This is a genomic window from Nitratireductor sp. WH36-1, from assembly GCF_058725515.1.
The window spans coordinates 1218797-1237030 of record NZ_CM178970.1 but is presented as its reverse complement, the minus strand read 5'-3'; the positions used below and the strand labels follow the sequence as shown (position 1 = coordinate 1237030).

The following is an 18234-nucleotide window of genomic DNA, read 5'->3' as shown; positions in this document are numbered from 1 at the left end:
TTACCGCTCCGCGTCGGCGGCTTCAAATGCCGGCTCAGGAACCGGCCGGAATGCCGGCGCAGACGCCTCGGCGCCGCGCCAATGCGCGAGAATGGCCTCCTGCCGCAGCACGACGGGAGACGGGTTGCGGTCATCGGCGGTTTCAAACAGCCCCGCCTCGGCCGTGCCCAGCGCGCTTCGCGAACTCACATGAATGAGGATCGGCGCAAACACCTGTGGCCCTGCCACCAGAAGCAGCCAGCCGACATATTCAGGCGCAAACTGGAAAGCGAGGCCCAGCGTCACCAGACCCGTCGCGCTGATCCACCAGCTCGCGGACCAGGCTTCCGAAAGGCTGACGGACCCCGCCTCGCGGTCCGTCGCCGGCCAGCCGCCATCCATGCCGAAGAAAACCTCAAGCACGGCGCGGCACTGATACATGAGCATGATCGGTGCGAGCAGGCTCGTCGAAAGGATCTCGGTCAGCGTGTTCAGAAGCGCGCGGCCTGTGCCGCCAAAAGTCTCATTCACACCGCTGATCGCCCCGCGCGCCACGATCAGAAGCTTGGGCCCGATCAGAAGGCCGAACACACCGACCAGAAGCGTCAGCGCCAGCCCCTGCTCCACGCGCGGAAAGACAGCGGAGAGGCCAGGCTCCGGGAAATAGTCCGGCACGCCCTTCAGCGTGGGTGCTGCAATGGAGGCGATGATGAACAGCGCCCAGAGCGGCGACGCCACATAGGCCATGATGTTCTGTACAAAAACAAACCGGCTCCACGGCTTCAGGCCCGGGGCCACCATCACGCGGCCATGCTGAAGATTGCCCTGACACCAGCGGCGGTCGCGCTTGGCGAAGTCCACCACATTGTCCGGCCCTTCCTCGTAGGAGCCCGTCAGATCGGGATCGACACGCACGGTCCAGCCATTGCGGGTCAAAAGCGCGGCCTCGACATAATCGTGGCTCAGAATATGCCCGCCAAAGGGCGGACGGCCCGAAAGCTCCGGCAGACCGCAGCTCTGGGCAAAGGCGCGGGTGCGCACAATCGCATTGTGGCCCCAGAAAGGACCGGCCGTGCCCTGCAGCGCGGCCAGGCCGCGCGTGTAGATCGGGGAATAATAGCCGGTCGAAAACTGCATGGCGCGACCGAAGAAGGAGCGTGCGTGCACGATCTTCGGCAGGGTCTGCAGCAGGCCAAGCCGTGGATCGTCATCCATGCGCCGCACCATCTCGGCCATGGTCACGCCTTCCATCAGGCTGTCGGCATCGAGCACGATCATGTACTCGTAGAGCGCGCCGGATGTGCGGATGAAATCGGCGACATTGCCGGCCTTCTTGCCGGTGTTCTGCTCACGCCGGCGATAGAAGATGTCGGTATGCGCGCCGCATTCGAGTTGCAGCCGCTGGAACCAGCGCTCTTCCTTTTCCGCGACTTCGGGGTCGCGCGTGTCCGACAGGATGGCAAAGTCGAAACGGCCCGCCACGCCAAGGGCGTGCAGGCTGCCGATCATCGCCGCCACATGCGAGAAGGTCTTGACCGGATCTTCATTGTAGACCGGCACAAGAACCGCCGTGCGGGCGCTGGTCGGCACAAGTTCAAAGGTCTTGTCCTCACGCTTCAGCGGCAGGCTCAGAAGACCGTTGAACGCATAGGCAGCGCCCCATGCGAGCCAGCCAGTGCTGGCCGCCAGAAGCACGATCCTGACCGCGTCGATCCACTGAATGCCGTCAGCGGAAAAATAGCCGACGGCAAGCGAGGAGACGAGGCCAGCCATAAGCAGGCAGAACAGGATCGATAAAACGCGTCTTACGCTGACCATCACTCACTCATAATTGCCGGCATCATTGCAGGGCCGGACCGATGCCACGCGGATGCGCGGCATGTCGGGTCACTTCCAGGCGAAGCGTTTCAGAAGCATCGAGAAAAGCGCCGGACGGGCGCGGCGGCGCTCCAGCACCTGATCGGGCATGGCCATGGGGGCTGCCGGCAGTGCATGGCGTGCGAGCGTCACGTGCCTGCTATCCGTCTCAAGAACGTGCGTCATCTGTCTCTCTCCACTGATAGCTCCAAATTTCCGAAAGCCGTTTGTCATCCAGCTTGAGATGACCATTCATCTCCACTGGCCCGGAGCCGTTTGGCTTCAGGTCGATCACCAGCCGCCACATCCCGTTGCTCCCGATGCGGGAGACGGTGGAATGGGCGATCTCGCCACGGCTGACATTCACAACGGCTTCAATGTTCGAGTCACCCGGAAGGTTCCGCAAAACCTCACCGTCAAAGTCGACAACGAACTTGCGCAGCCCTTCCTCGTTCTTCACGCCGGAGACACCGCCCTCGCCGCCGCGCAGCGCCATGACGCGCGCAAAACGGTTGGTTGGCTCTTCAATCGCGCCCCAGGTCAGGCGGTAGTTGAATTCCAGCTCATCGCCGGCCTTCACCGCCTTTTCGGGAACCCAGAAAGCGACAATGTTGTCGTTAACCTCGAGATCCGTCGGGATCTCGACCAGTGTGACATTGCCGCGTCCCCACGATTCCAGAGGCTCGACCAGAAGCGAAGGCCGCTCCTCATAGTGCGCACCGGCGTCCTGGAAGTTCGCGAAATCGCGGTCGCGCTGGAACAGGCCGAATGCCTGCGGGCTGTCCTCTGTGAAAAAGGATGTCGCCAGCTCGGACGGGTTGTTCAGATTGCGCCAGAGCTCATCGCCATCCTGACGCACGATCTTCAAACCGTCGCTGTCATGCACCTGACCGCGATAATCGTCGAACGCGCTGTCATTGTTCTCGGCGAACAGGAACATGGAGGTCATCGGCGCAACGCCCAGACGACCGATATCCCTGCGTGCAAAAAGACGCGCCGTCACATTCATCACCGTGTTGCGGCCGGGCGAAATGACGAAGCGGTATGCGCCGGTCACGCTCTCGCTGTCCATCGCCGCGTAGACGGTCACTTCCTTGCTGCGGCGATTCGGCTTCTCGATGTAGAAATCGGTGAAACGCGGGAACTCTTCGCCATTGGCGGTCGCCGTATCGATGGCGAGGCCACGCGCCGACAGGCCATAAAGCGTGTCGCGGCCAAGCGCACGGAAATAGCTTGCGCCAAGGAAGGAGACGAGTTCGTCCATCACGTCCGGCGCATTGAGCGGGTAGTGCAGACGGAAACCCGCCTCGCCTTCCATCACCAGATCTTCAAAAGCGGTCGGGTCGAGCGGTTTGCGATACTCGAAATCGCGACCGGTGAAGAGGATCGGTTCAGCCGTCTCACCCTCGACGGCATAAAGGCGCACCGGCTCCTTGAAGAGCCAGCCCATGTGGAAGGCCTGAAGCTCAAATGGGGCCTCGCCCTGCCACAATGCGTGATCGGGGCGGAACCGGATCGCACGGTGCTGATCGTAGGTCAGTTCGGCGATCTGCTGCGGCAGTTCAAAATCGGCCTTTGCAAAAGGTTGGGAAGCCTTGTTCTTCATGGCCTCCGTCAGCGCATCGAAGGAGAAGGGCTGCGCCCCACTCTTCACCCCGCCGCCTTGCGCGGCAACGTCTTCGGCGCGCGCAGAGGTTGCGATTGTCATCAAGCTGGAGGCGCCCAACAGCGAGGCTGACAGGCAGGAAACAAGAAAGGATCGTCGGTCCATATATGGAACTCGTATGCAGAAAGTCTCAGGGTGAAGCCGCGGCACAAACCACGCGCTTTCAACGCATCAATTGCGGTTTAGTTTCGGCAGGGCACATAACATTCCAAGACTGCGCGTTACCAAAATTTGAAGGGACAGCGCCAAGCGGCGGATCGCTTTACAGCGTCCCATACCGACTTGCAATCCTCATCTGAATCGTGCCCAATCCCCCACCTCACCCAGGGTGAGAGAACCCACCAAAAGCCGCTGCACCCCAGGCATGTCAGGGCGAACCGCGGCGCAGAAATCCGGGGAATTTGTCAATGGATCTAGGACTTAACAACAAGCGCGCGCTGGTGCTCGGCGCAAGTCGCGGCCTCGGCGCGGCCATCGCGGAAGGGCTGGCGCGTGAAGGCGCAACCGTGATCGCCGCCGCGCGCAGCAAGGACAAGATCGAGGCCTGGGCCGGCAAACTGCCCGATGGCGCAGGCACGGTGGAAGCCTGCGCGCTCGACATTTCAGACCTTGCCGCCATCGATGAGCTCGCCGACAGGCTTCTGGCCGAAGGCGGCGTCGATATTCTTGTGAACAACACCGGTGGCCCGCCCCCGTCATCGGCTGTCGATGCCGGTCGCAGCGACTGGATCTCCAATTTCGAGACCATGGCGGCCAATGTCTTCCACCTGACCGGGCGTCTTCTGCCACCAATGCGCGAGCGCAAATGGGGCCGCATTCTCACCGTCACCTCTTCGGGTGTGGAACAGCCGATTCCGATGCTGGCGCTTTCCAACGGCATCCGCTCGGCCATTGTCGGCTGGTCCAAAACGCTCGCCACCGAAATTGCGCGCGACGGCGTGACCGTGAACATTCTCATGCCCGGCCGCATCCACACGCAGCGCGTGGTCGAACTGGACACCGCCGCCGCAAACCGCTCCGGCAAGCCGGTGGAAGAGGTTTCGGCTGCTGCCGCCGACACGATTCCCATGGGGCGTTACGGTGATCCCGAAGAATTCGCCAACATGGCCGTTTTCCTCGCTTCCGAACGCGCGTCCTATGTCACGGGCACCAAGGTCCGCATCGACGGCGGCGCGACCCGTTCAGTCTGATCGCCTTGGGTCAGGACCTAGCGCTTCAGCGCACGCCCAAGAGCATACCATGATGCCTTGGGCGTGCGCTCCAGCGTTTCAAAGTCCACATGGACAAGCCCGAAACGCTTCTCATAGCCGAGCGCCCATTCGTAATTATCCAGAAGCGACCAGACGATATAGCCTTTCACCGGCGCGCCCTCATCCAAGGCGCGCCGCACCGCCCCCAGATGCCGGTTCAGAAAATCGATGCGCGCGGGATCATCGACCCGCCCGGCCGACAGCCGGTCCGGCGCGGCCATGCCGTTTTCCGTCACATAAATCGGCAGGCCCTTCGTGTAGTTCTCATGCGCCCATGTGATGAAATGGTGCAGGCCGTCGGGATAGATCTCCCAGTCCATGAACGTTTTGGGCAGCGGCCCCTCGACCTCTTTCAGCGCCGGAAACCGGCCTGAACCGTCCGGGGCGATCAGCTTGCGCGTGTAATAATTGATGCCCAGCCAGTCGACCGGCGTGCCGATCACGCCAAAGTCCTTCTCAAAGCCCTGCGGCATGTGAGGCCCGAGCCCTTCCAAAACATCCTCGGGATAGGCTCCGTCGAACACGCCGCCAAGGAACCAGCGATTGTAAATGCCGTCGTAAAGACGGGCGGCCTTCCGCGCCGCCTCGCTGTCATCGGCGGGAGCGGCGTATTCGAAATTGGTGACCAGCCCAAGATTGTCCATGCCGAGCGCGCGCATCGCCTGCGTCGCCCGCCCATGCGCCAGAAGCACGTGGTGCATGGCGCGGGCGGCGGCGCGAATGTCGCGCAATCCCGGCGCATGTGCGCCCATGAAATGGCTGAGCCAGGCCACGCACCAGGGCTCGTTGATGGTCGCCGCCGTCGCCACCCGGTCTCCAATGCGCTTCATCACCAGTTCCGTATAATCGGCGAACCAGTCTGCAATATCGCGGTTGCGCCAGCCGCCCAGATCGGCAAGCGGCGCCGGCAGATCCCAGTGATAGAGCGTGGCGAAGGGTTTCAGCCCGCGCTCCAGCATGCCATCGACGAGGCGGTCGTAGAAATCGAGCCCCTCTGGATTGGCGTCTCCCCTTCCATCCGGCAGCACACGCGACCAGGAGATCGAGAAGCGATAGCAGTCGAACCCGGCGTCACGCACCAGATCGAGATCGCTTTCCCAGCGGTGATAGTGGTCGCAGGCCGTGGCCCCATCCTCGCCGCGCACCGTGTTGCCGGGCGTTGCCGCAAACGTGTCCCAGTGCGAGGTTCCGCAACCGCCAAACCGGCTGCCCTCGATCTGATAGCTCGAAGTGGCCGTGCCAAAGACGAAATCCCCGGGGAAATCGTCGCGTGAGAATTCAAGCTCCATGGCTTCCATTCCGTTGGCGGGCATCAGCCTCTCCCCGTTCTTTCTGGACCCGTTCTTTCTGAAAATGCCGTTTCCGCCCTTTAGCGGCGGCGTGGCGGCGCGGTCGTCTGGCCGATCACGAAGTCGGCCTCCCAGAGCTCGCTCAGAGGCGGCCCGTCCGGGGTCTCGATGCGCTCAAGAAGTAATTGCGCCACCCGTTTTCCCGCCTCCCGGATGGAGGAACGAACCGCCGTGAAATAGGGAATGTCCGGCGCGCTGCCCTTGTAGCCCGACTGAAGAAAGGACAGGCAGTCATCAAAGGCGATCACGGAAACGTCTTCGCCAGCCCGCAGGCCAAGATCGACCAGCGCGCGCGTTACGCCCATGGCCGGCAGAACACTCGCCACCAAAATGGCCGTCGGCGGCTCATCCAGTTCCATCAGCGCCCGCGTCGCCTGATAGCCATAGGGCTCGACCATATCGGCGCTGTGAAGCAGGCGTTCGTCGAGCGCGACACCGGCCTCTGCCAGCGCCGCCTCATAGCCCTGCCTGCGCCGCTCGGCAAAGTTCATCGTCTCAAGACCGTTGATCAGCGCGATGCGCTCATGTCCCAGATCCAGCAGAAACTTCGTCGCACGATGGAAAGCCCGCCGGTTGTTGACGTCCATCCAGCAATAATCCGCCCCCTCCTCATCGCAGCGCCCATGAACCACGAAAGGCATTCCCAGTGCATTCAGAATGCCGATGCGGCTGTCGCCGGTCAGCGGTCCATGAACCACCACGCCATCCACACGCTGGTCTTCGGCAAGGTTCAGATAGATGCGCTCCTGCTCTTCCAGCGGCGCGAGCCGAAGGAGAATGTCGTAGCCGCTCTGCGCATAGATTTCGCCCGCCCCGGCGATGAAATCGGCGAAATGCGGATTGATCATGATGTGTTCGGAAAGGCTCACCACATGCCCGATCATGCGTGACTTGCCGGTCGCCAGACTTGCCGCGCTGGGGCTCGGGCGATAGTTCAGCCGCTCCGCCGCCTCGACCACGCGGGCGCGCGTTTTCTCCGCCACTTCCGGAAAGCCGTTGAGCGCGCGCGAAACGGTGGTCTGCGACAGGCCAAGCGCCTCGGACAGCATCTTCAGGTTCATGGCTTTGCGGGTAGCCAAGGCGGTTCCTTTCCTTCAAAGCGCTTTAAAAAAATTGGTGTCACAGCGTTTTGGGGAGATCAAGCCCTTCAGGCGGACAATTGGTCGTTTTCATATCAATACGGCGGTGAAACCAATTTTCTTCATGAATCTTCGCGCTGGCAGCAAGGCGCTCTTGACTCAAAGGCTTCCCGGATTGATGCTGCCAAAATCCAAAGCGCTTTGAATTTCGTTTAAAACGTTAGCAATGCGCCGGACCCGCAAAGACCTGAGGAGGAGCGGCTCCGGCCGCAATTGGAGGAACCATGAAGACGTCCATGCTTATTGGCGCGTTTGCCCTGGCACTGTCCGGCAGCGTCGCCCATGCCGCCGATCTCAAATTCGCCCCGGGCGAGGATGCCCGTTTCAACTGGCAGAGTTTCGAAGACTTCAAGGCCGCGCACGATCTCTCCGGCCAGGAGATGAGCCTGTTCGGCCCCTGGCTCAGCTCCGACAAGGATCTGATCGAATCCGTCACCGCCTATTTCGAGGAAGCGACCGGCGCAAAGGTCAATTACTCAGGCTCCGACTCCTTCGAGCAGCAGATCGTCATCGACACGCAGGCCGGCAGCGCACCGAATGTCGCAGTCTTCCCGCAGCCGGGCCTCGCAGGCGACCTCGCCTCCAAGGGCCTGCTCGTGCCGCTCGGCAACGAAACTGCCGGCTGGATGAAGGAAAACTATGCTGCCGGCCAGTCCTGGGTGGATCTCGGCACCTATGCCGGCAAGGACGGGGCGAAGGCCTTCTTCGCCTTCCCCTACAAGGCAGATGTCAAATCGCTGGTCTGGTACGTGCCGGAAAACTTTGAGGATGCGGGCTATGAAGTGCCGCAGACCATGGAAGAACTGAAGGCGCTTTCCGACCAGATCGTCGCCGATGGCGAAACGCCCTGGTGCATCGGTCTCGGTTCGGGCGGCGCAACCGGCTGGCCGGCCACTGACTGGGTGGAAGACCTGATGCTGCGCACCCAGTCGCCCGAGGTCTACGACCAGTGGGTGACCAATGAAATCCCGTTCAACGATGAACGCGTCGTTGCGGCCATCGAGGAATTCGGCGCGTTCGCGCGCAATGACGACTATGTGGATGGCGGCGCGGGCGCCGTGGCCTCCACCGACTTCCGCGACAGCCCCAAAGGCCTCTTCGCCGTCCCGCCGAAATGCTACATGCACCGGCAGGCGTCCTTCATCCCCTCCTTCTTCCCCGAGGGCACGCAGCTTGGCCGCGACGCAGACTTCTTCTACCTGCCGGCCTATGCGGAAAAGGATCTCGGCACCCCGGTTCTGGGTGCTGGCACCGTGTTCGCCATCACGAAGGATTCGGATGTGGCGCGCGCCTTCATCGAATTCCTGAAGACGCCCATCGCGCATGAAATCTGGATGGCGCAGGCCGGCTTCCTCACCCCGCACAAGGGCGTGAACCCGGAGGCCTACGCCAATGATGCGCTGCGCAAGCAGGGCGAAATCCTGACCAATGCGACCACATTCCGCTTTGACGGCTCCGACCTGATGCCTGGCAAGATCGGCGCAGGCGCTTTCTGGACCGGCATGATCGATTATGTCGGCGGCCAGTCCGCCGAAGAGGTCGCCGGCGAGATCCAGAAGGAATGGGACGCCATCAAGTAGGACTGCGCATGCAACACCGCCCCACCCCGCCGCCATTGAGCATGCGGGGTGGGAGCACCGGCACAGCCGGCATGCGCCCAGGAGGCTGACATGGCCATCTCCTCGACCGAAGCCGCCCCGCGGTCCCGTCCATCGGGCCTCGGCCGCTTCCTTTTCAATATGGCGATTGCGCTTGGCATCATGATTGCCGGCATCGTCTTTGCGGTGCTCTGCGCCGTCGCCGTCTTCACCGCGCTCAACACGGTCCTGCCCGACATCAAGCTCGTCCAGGCAGTGCTTGTCATGGTGCTCGGCGTGGCCGCCTGCTTCGGCTATTTCTGGGGTTCCAACCGGCTCCTCGACCTGATCTATCCGCCACGCGGCAGCCGCGTCGCGGACAACATCAACGCCGCCAACGGCATCCGCCCCTGGCTCTTTCTGGGGCCGGCCATCGTCATTCTCGGCATTTATCTGGTCTATCCGGTCATCAACTCGATCTTCCTGTCGTTCCACGGGCCGAGCGGCGAAACCTGGGTCGGCGGAGCCAATTACGCCTGGCTTGCCAAGGACGCAGCCTTCCGCGAGAGCATGCGCAACAACATTCTCTGGCTCATCGTCGTGCCCGCCGCCGCCACCTTCTTCGGCCTCATCGCCGCCGCCCTCACCGACCGCATCGGCTGGGGCAATGTCGCCAAGAGCCTCATCTTTATGCCCATGGCGATCTCCTTCGTCGGCGCAAGCGTGATCTGGAAATTCATCTATGATTACCGCGCCGAAGGCTCCGAACAGATCGGCATCCTCAACGCCGTCGTCACCTTCTTCGGTGGCGAGCCGCAGGCGTGGATCACCATCCCCTTCTGGAACAATTTCTTCCTGATGGTCATCCTGATCTGGATCCAGACCGGCTTTGCCATGGTCATCCTCTCGGCCGCGCTGCGCGGCATTCCCGAAGAGACCATCGAGGCGGCCATCATCGACGGCGCCTCGCCCTTCCAGATTTTCTACAAGATCAAGGTGCCGCAGATCTGGGGCACCATCGCCGTGGTCTGGACCACCATCACCATTCTGGTTCTCAAAGTGTTCGACATCGTGCTGGCCATGACCAACGGCCAGTGGGGCAGCCAGGTGCTCGCCAACTACATGTTCGACTGGATGTTCCGCGGGCTCGATTTCGGCCGCGCCTCGACCATCGCGCTGGTCATCATGGCCATGGTCACGCCGATCATGATCTGGAACATCCGCGAAGCACGGAAGGACATGAAATGAGCACGCCCGTCGGCTCGCGCCCTGCCCTCTCATGGGTTGTCAACATATCCGTCCTCCTGCTCGTGGCGCTGTGGACCCTGCCGACCTTCGGCATTCTCGTCTCATCGCTTCGCGACAAGGACCAGCTCGCCGTGAGCGGCTGGTGGACCGCCCTCACCGCGTCCGAACGCAACGTGGTCGCACGCGCAGCCCCGCCGGAAAACGCCACGCTGGAAGACGGCCGCTACGTGCTCACCGGCAATGTGTTCGAGGATGGCAGCGGCAAGGCCGTTGGCTTCGGCATATCATCGCGCGCCCCTTCGGCCTTCGCCGTCGGCGAGAGCGCTGAATTGCGCGACGGTGGCATGCTCACCGTCGAGGCCAGTGGCGACTACACCATCACCTATGCCGAACAGCCCGAACCCGGCCGCGGCCAGCGCATCTTCGTGAGCTCGGTCGAGCCGCCGCGCTTCACCACGGAAAATTACAAAAACGTCCTGTTCTCCGAAGGACTCGGCAAGAGCTTCATCAACACGATGACCGTGACCATTCCGGCCACCGTCATCCCGATCCTGATTGCGGCCTATGCGGCCTACGCACTGGCATGGATGGAGTTTCCGGGCCGCGCGCTTCTGCTTGCCGCCATTGTCGGCCTGCTCGTGGTCCCGCTACAAATGTCGCTGATCCCGCTTCTGCGTTTCTACAACACGATCGGCATCGGCAAATCGTTCATCGGCATCTGGCTCGCACATACGGGTTTCGGCCTGCCGCTCGCCATCTACCTCCTGCGCAACTACATGGCCGGCCTGCCGCGTGAGATCATCGAAAGCGCGCGCGTCGATGGCGCGTCGGATTTCGAGATCTTCCGCAAGATCATTCTGCCGCTGTCGTTTCCCGCACTCGCCTCTTTCGCCATCTTCCAGTTCCTCTGGGTCTGGAACGACCTGCTGGTCGCCACCGTCTTCCTTGGAAACAATGAAGAACAGCTGGTTCTGACCGGCCGGCTGCGCGAACTGCTCGGCTCGCGCGGCGGCAATTGGGAAATCCTCACCGCCTCGGCCTTCGTGGCCATCGTGGTGCCCATTCTCGTTTTCTTCGCATTGCAACGTTACCTGGTCCGCGGCCTTCTGGCTGGGTCCGTCAAAGGAGGCTGACCGCTCCCATGAATGTCCTTCACGATGCTCCCTTCGAACATGCTCCCGGAGCCGTAAGCCGCCACGCGGAAGACGCCGACTGGTGGCGCGGCGCGGTCATCTACCAGATCTATCCGCGCTCCTTTCAGGATTCCAACGGCGACGGGATCGGCGACCTCAAAGGCATCACCCAGCGCCTGCCCTACATCGCTTCGCTTGGTGTCGATGCGATCTGGCTGTCACCCTTCTTCAAGTCGCCCATGCTCGACTTCGGTTACGATGTCTCCGACTACACCCAGGTCGATCCGATGTTCGGCTCGCTGGCCGATTTCGACGCCATGATCACCGAGGCCCACCGGCTCGGTCTCAAGGTGATGATCGATCAGGTGATCTCGCATTCTTCCGCGCAGCATCCCTGGTTCGTGGAAAGCCGGCAGAACCGCACCAATCCACGCGCCGACTGGTATGTCTGGGCCGATCCGAAGCCCGATGGCAGCCCGCCGAACAACTGGCTGTCGATCTTCGGCGGCTCCGCATGGGAATGGGACACAAGCCGCTGCCAGTATTATCTGCACAATTTCCTGGCCAGCCAGCCGGACCTGAACTTCCACAATCCCGATGTTCAGGACGCGCTGCTTGAAACGGTGCGCTTCTGGCTGGAACGCGGCGTCGACGGTTTCCGCCTCGATACGATCAATTTCTATGTTCACTCGGCCGGTCTGGAAGACAATCCGCCGCTTGAGCAGGACCAGCGCAACGCCTCCATCGCGCCTGCGGTCAATCCCTACAACTTCCAGAACCACCTTTACGACAAGAACCAGCCCGAGAACCTGGAATTCCTGAAACGCTTCCGTGCGCTGCTCGATGAATATCCCGGCACCACGGCTGTCGGCGAAGTGGGTGATGCACAGCGCGGCCTCGACATTGTCGCCGAATATACGAGCGGCGGCGACAAGGTTCACATGTGCTATTCCTTCGACTTCCTGTCGCAGGAACCGCTCACGCCGGGCCGTGTCCGGCGCGTCATCGAGGCATTCGGCGACAAGGCGCCCGATGGCTGGTCGTGCTGGAGCTTCTCCAATCATGACGTGGTGCGCCATGCCTCGCGCTGGGCCGATCAGGTCCACGACCGCGACGCCTTCCTGAAGATGACCACGACGCTGCTTCTGTCGCTGCGCGGTTCCGTCTGCCTCTATCAGGGCGAGGAGCTGGGCCTCACCGAAGCCGTACTCGACCTGAAAGACCTGCAGGACCCCTATGGCATCCAGTTCTGGCCGACCTTCAAGGGCCGCGATGGATGCCGCACCCCGATGGTCTGGTCTGAAACGCAGGTCAATGGCGGCTTCTCCGGCGCAAAGCCCTGGCTGCCCGTGCCGCCGGAGCACCTGCATCTGGCCGTGTCGGCGCAGGACGGGCCGGACACGCTCCTGTCGCACTATCGCAATGCACTTGCCTTCCGCGCCCGCCATCCCGTTTTCGCCAAGGGCGGAATCACCTTCCGGGAAGGCACTGAGGAGGTCCTTGTCTTCGAGCGCTCCATGGCCGGCCACGCCATTCTGGTGGCGGTGAACATGAGCGACGGGCCGGTCACGCTGAAGCTCGATGTCCGGGATTATGCGACCATGGCCGATTCCGGCGCAGCCGGAACGGTGGAGGACGGCATCGTCACGCTGCCGGCCTATGCAAGCTGGTTCGGCAGCAAGGGGATGGAGACATGACGGATCTCTCGCTCAAGAACATCCAGAAGAGCTACGGCAATACCAGGGTCATCCACGGTATCGACCTGGACATAGAGGAAGGCGAGTTCATCGTCTTCGTCGGCCCTTCGGGCTGCGGCAAGTCCACGCTCCTGCGCATGATCGCCGGGCTTGAAAGCATCACCGGTGGCGAGATGTTCATCGGCGGCGCGCGCGTGAACGACATCCCACCGTCGCAGCGCGGCATCGCCATGGTGTTCCAGTCCTATGCGCTCTATCCGCACATGACGGTCTACGACAACATGGCGTTCGGCATGAAGATCGCCAAGGCCCCGAAGGAAGAGATCGACAAGCGCGTACAGGAAGCGGCCGAGATCCTGCAGCTGACACCATATCTTGATCGCCTGCCCAAGGCGCTTTCAGGCGGTCAGCGACAGCGCGTCGCCATCGGCCGCGCCATCGTGCGCAATCCGAAAGTGTTCCTGTTCGACGAACCGCTCTCCAATCTGGATGCAGCGCTTCGTGTCGCCACCCGCATCGAGATCGCCAAGCTCAAAAGCTCAATGCCCGACACCACCATGGTCTACGTCACCCACGATCAGGTGGAGGCCATGACGCTCGCAGACCGCATCGTCGTCCTGTCGGCGGGACATATCGAGCAGGTCGGCGCGCCCATCGAGCTTTACGAGAAGCCCGCCAATCTTTTCGTCGCCCGGTTCATCGGCTCGCCCGCCATGAACATCCAGCCGGCCCGCATCGAAAAGACCGGCGGGCAGACCGTGATTTCCCTTTCCGGCAGGCAGGTCGCCGTTCCCATCCCTTCTCCCGAAAGTCTGGCAGGCGCGCCGGCCCATTTCGGCGTAAGGCCGGAAGATCTGCGGGTTGCAGATGGAGATGACTTTCTCTTCGAAGGCGAAGTGCACTTTGTCGAACGGCTCGGCGAGGTCACGAATGTTTACGTAAATGTGAAAGATGTGGATGAACCGGTCGTCGCGAAGATCGCCGGCGTCCAGAAACATGCCAGGGGCGAGCGCCTTCGCCTCACCGCATCCGCAGAAAAGATGCATCTTTTCACTGAAGAGGGGCGTTCTCTGTTCTACATTTGAAGCATTTCAACCGGTTTGAGCTTTTCTTGACCCGAATCGAAACCTTACCTAACGATTAACGAGGTGACTGGGGGGCCACTGAATGACAAAGCTGTTCTGGCCCGAGAGCGCTGCCCGTTTCAAAGCGTATTTATACGGTCATGCCGGTTGTACGGACACCGATTTCGACGCTGGGCGGGGGACGTTGCGGGCCTCGTATTGCGTATCCGCAAAACCAACAATACCGGCTTCCCGCCGGTGGGGATTTGCGATGAGAGCGAATGGCAACTGATACACGCGAAAAGCAATCCGTCCGGCCCTTGAGGGCCATATCGCGGCGCGACCTCGCCAGCCTTGCCCGCAGCTATTGCCCCAACAGTGGCAACACCTCCTACCTGATCGCTGAAGCAGCACCCGACAGTTCCACCGGCATGGCCCGGATTCTCGTTTCCAACTGGAGCTTCGACACAATCGAAGATGTCGGGATGACGGCCATATCCCGGCTCATCGAAAGCTCTGCTTCCACCTTTCCCGGCCTCACCTCACGCCCCTGGCACCCGGCTGCACTTGCCGCCCTTCTCTCCTGTGAAGACATTGCCAATCTGAGCCTTCATGATCATCAGGAAATCTTCCTCCTCAAACTGCCAGCGGGAAAGAAGCGCTACATCGCGCTGATTTCCGGGGACCGGCCAGGCGCTCTCGATCCGGCAGACCTGCGGCGCATGCACATCAATCTGTGCCACCACCTTTCAGGCTTCAGAACAAAGACCAATGCGCTCGGCGAACCCTTATCGGAACGCGAGCGCGAGTGCCTCTACTGGGTCTCCGAAGGCAAGACCGCCGATGAGGTCTCTCTCATCCTCAACGTGTCTTCCAACACGGTAAACAGCTATGTCGCCCATGCGATTCACAAGCTGGCAGCAAAAAACCGAGCCATGGCCATCGCAACGGCCATTCGCAACGGGCTAATCTAGAACGGCAGATCAATGACGCTTTCGGACATCGCACAGGAGCTGCAAAAGCTCACCGAAAGCACCGGTGCCGACCGGTTCCATCTCTATACGGTCAAGGGCCTCACAAGACAGCGACTGTCACCCGCCCTCACCGGTAGAAGCCCGCAGACAGATGATGAAGCGCAGGAACTCGCCGGTCGATTACCAAAGCGTTTCTGCAAGAAAATCGCCGAGGCCTTTCACCCCTTTCACTGGGGCATCGCCATGCCCGGTGACGACGCCGGCATGCACAGCGAGGAAATCCCGCCTGCGCATGAGGCCGGCGGGCTCGTCCTGCCGCTCACCACAGAGCAGAGACACCTTGGCGCGGTCATCATGATCGGTCAGAACATCCAGATCGAGCGCGACGCGCTGCTCGACCTGCACAGCCGGTGCAATGCGCTTTTTGCACAGATCACGGAGCAGGACCCGCTCCCCGAGGACAGCGAAGGCGCAGCGATCTCCAAACGCGAGCTGCAATGCCTGAAACTCACCGCCAACGGGCTGACCAGCGAAGAAATCGCCAAACGCCTCGGCCTGTCGGTGCACACTGCAAACCAATATCTCGCAAACACCACGCAGAAGCTGGATGCGGTCAACCGCGTTCACGCGGTCGCCAAGGCGCTTCGCAACGGCCTGATCGACTGAAGAAGTCTACCCGTTGATCAGCGGTCGCTCGCTGCGCACGATCCGCGAAGCCTGCAGCGCATCGGCCAGGTAGCGCGAATTCACTTCCGGGTCTTCGGCCGGATCATCAAAGGCCACGTAATTGACCTCGACAGCCGCATTGTCGTCGCTCAGTTCGAGCGTGAAATAGACGGTCACGCCACCCGGGCGCAGTTCCAGATCGAGCGAAATTTGCGGGCTTCCGCTCCACGAAACGCGCGCATCGCAGCCATGGCCCAACCGTAATGTGCCCGGCATGAAATAGAGTTCGGCAGCGGACTCCACGATATCCGCAACACTCGCCAGGCTCTCAAGCCTGATGAACGCGATGTAGTCGGCAACATCGACAAGACGCAATTCGTTCGCCACCGCGCGAATGGCATTGGCGACTATGATTTCGCGAGCAGGCGAATGCGGCTGCTTATCCATAATATAATCCTGCTGACTACGGTTTATCGCCAGTTCTGTAGATGCGGCGGATCAGCTCCGCGACAGCCTTGTAGAACTGTGATGGAATCAAACTATCAACCGAAACTTGTTTGTACATGGATCGGGCGAGCAGTGGCTCTTCGAAGACGGGGATGTTATGATTCGTCGCTATCTCCCTGATTTTCAGCGCAATGAGGTCCTGCCCCTTCGCAACCACGACGGGCGCTGCGTCCTCGTCACGGCGATATCGAAGGGCAATTGCAAAGTGCGTCGGGTTGGCGATCACAAGCGTGGCCTGCGGCACGGCCGACATCATGCGCTGGCGTGCGCGGTCGCGGGCGAGTGAGCGCAGGCGTGCCTTGACGATCGGATCGCCCTCCACCTGCTTGTGCTCATCCTTCACTTCCTGCTTGGTCATGCGCAGGTCGACACGCCACTGATGGCGGGACCAGAACAGATCGGCCACCGCGATCACCGCCACCACGAGCGTGACAACCACGAGGCTTTCCACAGCAATGTCGCGGATGACCGTGCTGAACTCGACCGGATTGGTGATCATCCCGGCAAGCAGGCGGGTCTCCGCCTCACGCATCGCAAATATCAGGAACCCGCCCGCCACAAGGATCTTGCCAAGGGATTTGGCGAATTCGACCATGCCCTTGACGCCGAAGATGCGGCTCCAGCCTTCCTTGAGCGAGATGCGCGAGACCTTCGGCTTGATGCGGTCGAGCACGAAACGGGGCGTGTTTTGCAACACCGAAGCTGAAATGCCGGCGGCCACCAGAAGCAGCATCACGACGCCGACCACCTTGGCGATCTCGAAGAACACCAGCTGATAGATCGCCATCGCATCCGAGCGGGTTTCGAGCGCCCAGCCATCGGCCCGTTCAAGGAAGGTCGACAGGAAGCTGCTCAGCCGCACCGCGCTGTCCTGAGCGAAGAAGATCGTGAAAGTGAGTATCGCCAGAAAAGATGCAAAAACAGGCACCTCCTTCGAGAAAGGCAATTGTCCCTTCTCGACGGAGTCACGGATTTTCTTCTCCGTGGCCTCTTCTGTTTTGCTTTCCTTGTCAGCGCCTTCCGCCATCAGACCCTTCGCTCAAACGCATTCAGACCAGACCGGCCGCCCGGAACGCCTTGTCAGGCGCGACCCGGACAGGCCTTGCGAAAAGCGTCAGGCGGCGGCCTGCTGCTGCATTCCGGGCAGTTCGAAACTGCCCTGCTGCGAAAGCTGAACCGCCATCGCGGAAATGCGCTTGCGGGCCTGATGGATCTCCGTCTCCGGCACATCCTCGGAACCGACACTGAGTTCCGCCTCGATCATGCGCCGCGTGCGCTGGCCAAGAGCGGAAAGAACCGCCTCCACCGCATCGGGCGAAGCATTGCGCAGCGCGGTCGTGACAAGATCGCTCGAAAGACCGTCGAACAGGGCGACGCGCGCCTTCTGGTCGAGAAGAACGATCTCCTCGAAGCTGAAGAGCTGCGAACGGATGGCTTTCACATCGCTCGTGCCGCTGCGCTCCAGCTCGTGGATGACCTCGTCGGCCTGTTCCTTGTCGAGTTCGTTGAGCAGCGAAGCCACGCGCGCCAGACCCACGGTGGAATCCTTGCCGGCGCGCATGTCGCGCAGCAGATCGGCCATGCGGTTCTCGATCAGCTTCTTGGCCGCCGCCGGCATGTCGCCGGTGGCCGCCATGCGCGCCACAACGGCGGTGCGCAGCGCCTTTTCCAGGCTCACCAGAACCTTGGCCGCAATCGCCGGCGAAATACCGCTCAGAATGGCGGCGATCACCTGCGGATGCTCGCTCGAAACCAGCTCGATCAGCTCTTCGGATTTCAGCTTTTCCAGCTCGGCCCAGATTTCCTCGGCCTCGCCGGCCTTCGGGTCGTTGCGTCCCATGAGGAGGTTCATCTCCTCCTCGGAAAGCGTCTCGGTCAGAATGGTGTCAATGCTGTCAGCAGAATCCAGCAGGCCGGCGCCTTCGGTAAACTCGGCCTCGAATTCGCCGACCACCTTTTCCAGCTCCGCCTGCGGAATGGTCCGCAACAGGCGTGCGCCTTCCATCAGCGCCTTGAGCTCATCCTGCTTGAAGAATTTGAGCAGGCGGCCCGCTGCGGGCTTGCCCATCGCCACCAGAATGGTGGCCGCTTTCTGCGCCTGTGTCAGAGCCAGAGCTTCCGTCATGAC

General features: G+C 61.6%; 17 protein-coding genes. 9 read left to right on the top strand and 8 right to left on the bottom strand.

The annotated features are described in order from the left end of the window. The 3 genes from mdoH to AC4PTT_RS05910 all read right to left on the bottom strand — a co-directional run bounded on the left by mdoH (position 1) and on the right by AC4PTT_RS05910 (position 3544). Positions 1-1797, bottom strand: a complete 1797-nt coding sequence (mdoH, locus tag AC4PTT_RS05920) for a glucans biosynthesis glucosyltransferase MdoH (protein WP_283799882.1) — start codon at positions 1795-1797, stop codon at positions 1-3. 69 nt (positions 1798-1866) lie between these two features. Then, the gene (locus AC4PTT_RS05915) at positions 1867-2022 is read right to left on the bottom strand and encodes a hypothetical protein (RefSeq protein WP_162742196.1); all 156 of its coding nucleotides are present in this window, start codon (positions 2020-2022) and stop codon (positions 1867-1869) included. After that, a complete protein-coding gene (locus AC4PTT_RS05910) occupies positions 2006-3544 on the bottom strand; it encodes an OpgD/OpgG family glucan biosynthesis protein (RefSeq protein WP_236042149.1) in 1539 nt (512 codons plus the stop codon). The genes AC4PTT_RS05915 and AC4PTT_RS05910 overlap by 17 nt, the downstream gene beginning before the upstream one ends. Positions 3545-3909: 365 nt before the next feature. On the opposite strand from AC4PTT_RS05910, the gene AC4PTT_RS05905 reads away from it, so the two are divergent. Then, entirely contained in the window at positions 3910-4692 is a 783-nt protein-coding gene (locus tag AC4PTT_RS05905; RefSeq protein ID WP_206553679.1) for an SDR family oxidoreductase, read from the top strand. Positions 4693-4709: 17 nt separating this feature from the next. Here AC4PTT_RS05905 and AC4PTT_RS05900 read toward each other — a convergent pair whose 3' ends face one another. Then, positions 4710-6065, bottom strand: a complete 1356-nt coding sequence (locus AC4PTT_RS05900; RefSeq protein WP_492162273.1) for a GH1 family beta-glucosidase — start codon at positions 6063-6065, stop codon at positions 4710-4712. A 56-nt stretch (positions 6066-6121) separates the two neighbouring features. Continuing rightward, positions 6122-7180: a LacI family DNA-binding transcriptional regulator gene (locus AC4PTT_RS05895; protein ID WP_244974852.1), complete on the bottom strand. Its 1059-nt coding sequence runs from the start codon at positions 7178-7180 to the stop codon at positions 6122-6124. Here AC4PTT_RS05895 and AC4PTT_RS05890 point away from each other — a divergent pair. The 8 genes from AC4PTT_RS05890 (at position 7161) to AC4PTT_RS05855 (ending at position 15599) form a co-directional block, all read left to right on the top strand. Beyond that, positions 7161-7385, top strand: a complete 225-nt coding sequence (locus tag AC4PTT_RS05890) for a hypothetical protein (RefSeq protein ID WP_206547776.1) — start codon at positions 7161-7163, stop codon at positions 7383-7385. The two genes, AC4PTT_RS05895 and AC4PTT_RS05890, sit on opposite strands and share 20 nt — an antisense overlap. 79 nt (positions 7386-7464) lie before the next feature. Further along, the gene (locus AC4PTT_RS05885; RefSeq protein ID WP_206544135.1) at positions 7465-8820 is read left to right on the top strand and encodes an ABC transporter substrate-binding protein; all 1356 of its coding nucleotides are present in this window, start codon (positions 7465-7467) and stop codon (positions 8818-8820) included. 282 nt (positions 8821-9102) lie between these two features. Further along, positions 9103-10065 carry a carbohydrate ABC transporter permease gene (locus AC4PTT_RS05880; RefSeq protein WP_206544332.1) on the top strand — a complete coding sequence of 321 codons (963 nt, stop codon included), beginning with the start codon at positions 9103-9105 and terminating at the stop codon, positions 10063-10065. Next, positions 10062-11198: a carbohydrate ABC transporter permease gene (locus AC4PTT_RS05875; RefSeq protein ID WP_113152853.1), complete on the top strand. Its 1137-nt coding sequence runs from the start codon at positions 10062-10064 to the stop codon at positions 11196-11198. The genes AC4PTT_RS05880 and AC4PTT_RS05875 overlap by 4 nt, the downstream gene beginning before the upstream one ends. 8 nt (positions 11199-11206) lie before the next feature. Beyond that, entirely contained in the window at positions 11207-12895 is a 1689-nt protein-coding gene (bglA, locus tag AC4PTT_RS05870; RefSeq protein WP_492162272.1) for a beta-galactosidase BglA, read from the top strand. Then, on the top strand, positions 12892-13980 hold the full coding sequence (locus tag AC4PTT_RS05865; RefSeq protein ID WP_492162271.1) for an ABC transporter ATP-binding protein: 1089 nt from the start codon (positions 12892-12894) through the stop codon (positions 13978-13980). The genes bglA and AC4PTT_RS05865 overlap by 4 nt, the downstream gene beginning before the upstream one ends. A 260-nt stretch (positions 13981-14240) precedes the next feature. Further along, complete coding sequence (locus AC4PTT_RS05860) at positions 14241-14933, top strand: helix-turn-helix transcriptional regulator (protein WP_113152856.1); 693 nt, start codon at positions 14241-14243, stop codon at positions 14931-14933. Between the two features lie 12 nt (positions 14934-14945). Beyond that, positions 14946-15599 carry a response regulator transcription factor gene (locus AC4PTT_RS05855; RefSeq protein WP_297561815.1) on the top strand — a complete coding sequence of 218 codons (654 nt, stop codon included), beginning with the start codon at positions 14946-14948 and terminating at the stop codon, positions 15597-15599. Between the two features lie 6 nt (positions 15600-15605). Here the strand turns inward: AC4PTT_RS05855 and AC4PTT_RS05850 are convergent, their stop codons facing one another. The 3 genes from AC4PTT_RS05850 to AC4PTT_RS05840 all read right to left on the bottom strand — a co-directional run bounded on the left by AC4PTT_RS05850 (position 15606) and on the right by AC4PTT_RS05840 (position 18231). Further along, the gene (locus tag AC4PTT_RS05850) at positions 15606-16046 is read right to left on the bottom strand and encodes a BspJ family T4SS effector nucleomodulin (RefSeq protein WP_113152858.1); all 441 of its coding nucleotides are present in this window, start codon (positions 16044-16046) and stop codon (positions 15606-15608) included. A 16-nt stretch (positions 16047-16062) separates the two neighbouring features. After that, positions 16063-17133 (bottom strand): flagellar biosynthesis protein FlhB, encoded by a 1071-nt coding sequence (flhB, locus tag AC4PTT_RS05845; RefSeq protein WP_206544139.1) that lies wholly within the window; start codon positions 17131-17133, stop codon positions 16063-16065. 87 nt (positions 17134-17220) lie between these two features. Then, positions 17221-18231, bottom strand: coding sequence for a FliG C-terminal domain-containing protein (locus AC4PTT_RS05840; RefSeq protein ID WP_113152860.1), 1011 nt, complete (start codon positions 18229-18231; stop codon positions 17221-17223). Positions 18232-18234 lie beyond the last annotated feature (3 nt).

What these genes read in the sequence shown, in the direction of transcription:
- AC4PTT_RS05900 (WP_492162273.1), bottom strand. Translation starts at nt 6,065, where the DNA reads ATGCCCGCCAACGGAATGGAAGCCATGGAGCTTGAATTCTCACGCGAC.
- mdoH (WP_283799882.1), bottom strand. Translation starts at nt 1,797, where the DNA reads ATGGTCAGCGTAAGACGCGTTTTATCGATCCTGTTCTGCCTGCTTATG.
- AC4PTT_RS05905 (WP_206553679.1), top strand. Translation starts at nt 3,910, where the DNA reads ATGGATCTAGGACTTAACAACAAGCGCGCGCTGGTGCTCGGCGCAAGT.
- AC4PTT_RS05850 (WP_113152858.1), bottom strand. Translation starts at nt 16,046, where the DNA reads ATGGATAAGCAGCCGCATTCGCCTGCTCGCGAAATCATAGTCGCCAAT.
- AC4PTT_RS05915 (WP_162742196.1), bottom strand. Translation starts at nt 2,022, where the DNA reads ATGACGCACGTTCTTGAGACGGATAGCAGGCACGTGACGCTCGCACGC.
- AC4PTT_RS05855 (WP_297561815.1), top strand. Translation starts at nt 14,946, where the DNA reads ATGACGCTTTCGGACATCGCACAGGAGCTGCAAAAGCTCACCGAAAGC.
- flhB (WP_206544139.1), bottom strand. Translation starts at nt 17,133, where the DNA reads ATGGCGGAAGGCGCTGACAAGGAAAGCAAAACAGAAGAGGCCACGGAG.
- AC4PTT_RS05840 (WP_113152860.1), bottom strand. Translation starts at nt 18,231, where the DNA reads ATGACGGAAGCTCTGGCTCTGACACAGGCGCAGAAAGCGGCCACCATT.
- AC4PTT_RS05910 (WP_236042149.1), bottom strand. Translation starts at nt 3,544, where the DNA reads ATGACAATCGCAACCTCTGCGCGCGCCGAAGACGTTGCCGCGCAAGGC.
- AC4PTT_RS05865 (WP_492162271.1), top strand. Translation starts at nt 12,892, where the DNA reads ATGACGGATCTCTCGCTCAAGAACATCCAGAAGAGCTACGGCAATACC.
- AC4PTT_RS05860 (WP_113152856.1), top strand. Translation starts at nt 14,241, where the DNA reads ATGGCAACTGATACACGCGAAAAGCAATCCGTCCGGCCCTTGAGGGCC.
- AC4PTT_RS05890 (WP_206547776.1), top strand. Translation starts at nt 7,161, where the DNA reads ATGGCTTTGCGGGTAGCCAAGGCGGTTCCTTTCCTTCAAAGCGCTTTA.
- AC4PTT_RS05875 (WP_113152853.1), top strand. Translation starts at nt 10,062, where the DNA reads ATGAGCACGCCCGTCGGCTCGCGCCCTGCCCTCTCATGGGTTGTCAAC.
- AC4PTT_RS05885 (WP_206544135.1), top strand. Translation starts at nt 7,465, where the DNA reads ATGAAGACGTCCATGCTTATTGGCGCGTTTGCCCTGGCACTGTCCGGC.
- bglA (WP_492162272.1), top strand. Translation starts at nt 11,207, where the DNA reads ATGAATGTCCTTCACGATGCTCCCTTCGAACATGCTCCCGGAGCCGTA.
- AC4PTT_RS05880 (WP_206544332.1), top strand. Translation starts at nt 9,103, where the DNA reads ATGGTGCTCGGCGTGGCCGCCTGCTTCGGCTATTTCTGGGGTTCCAAC.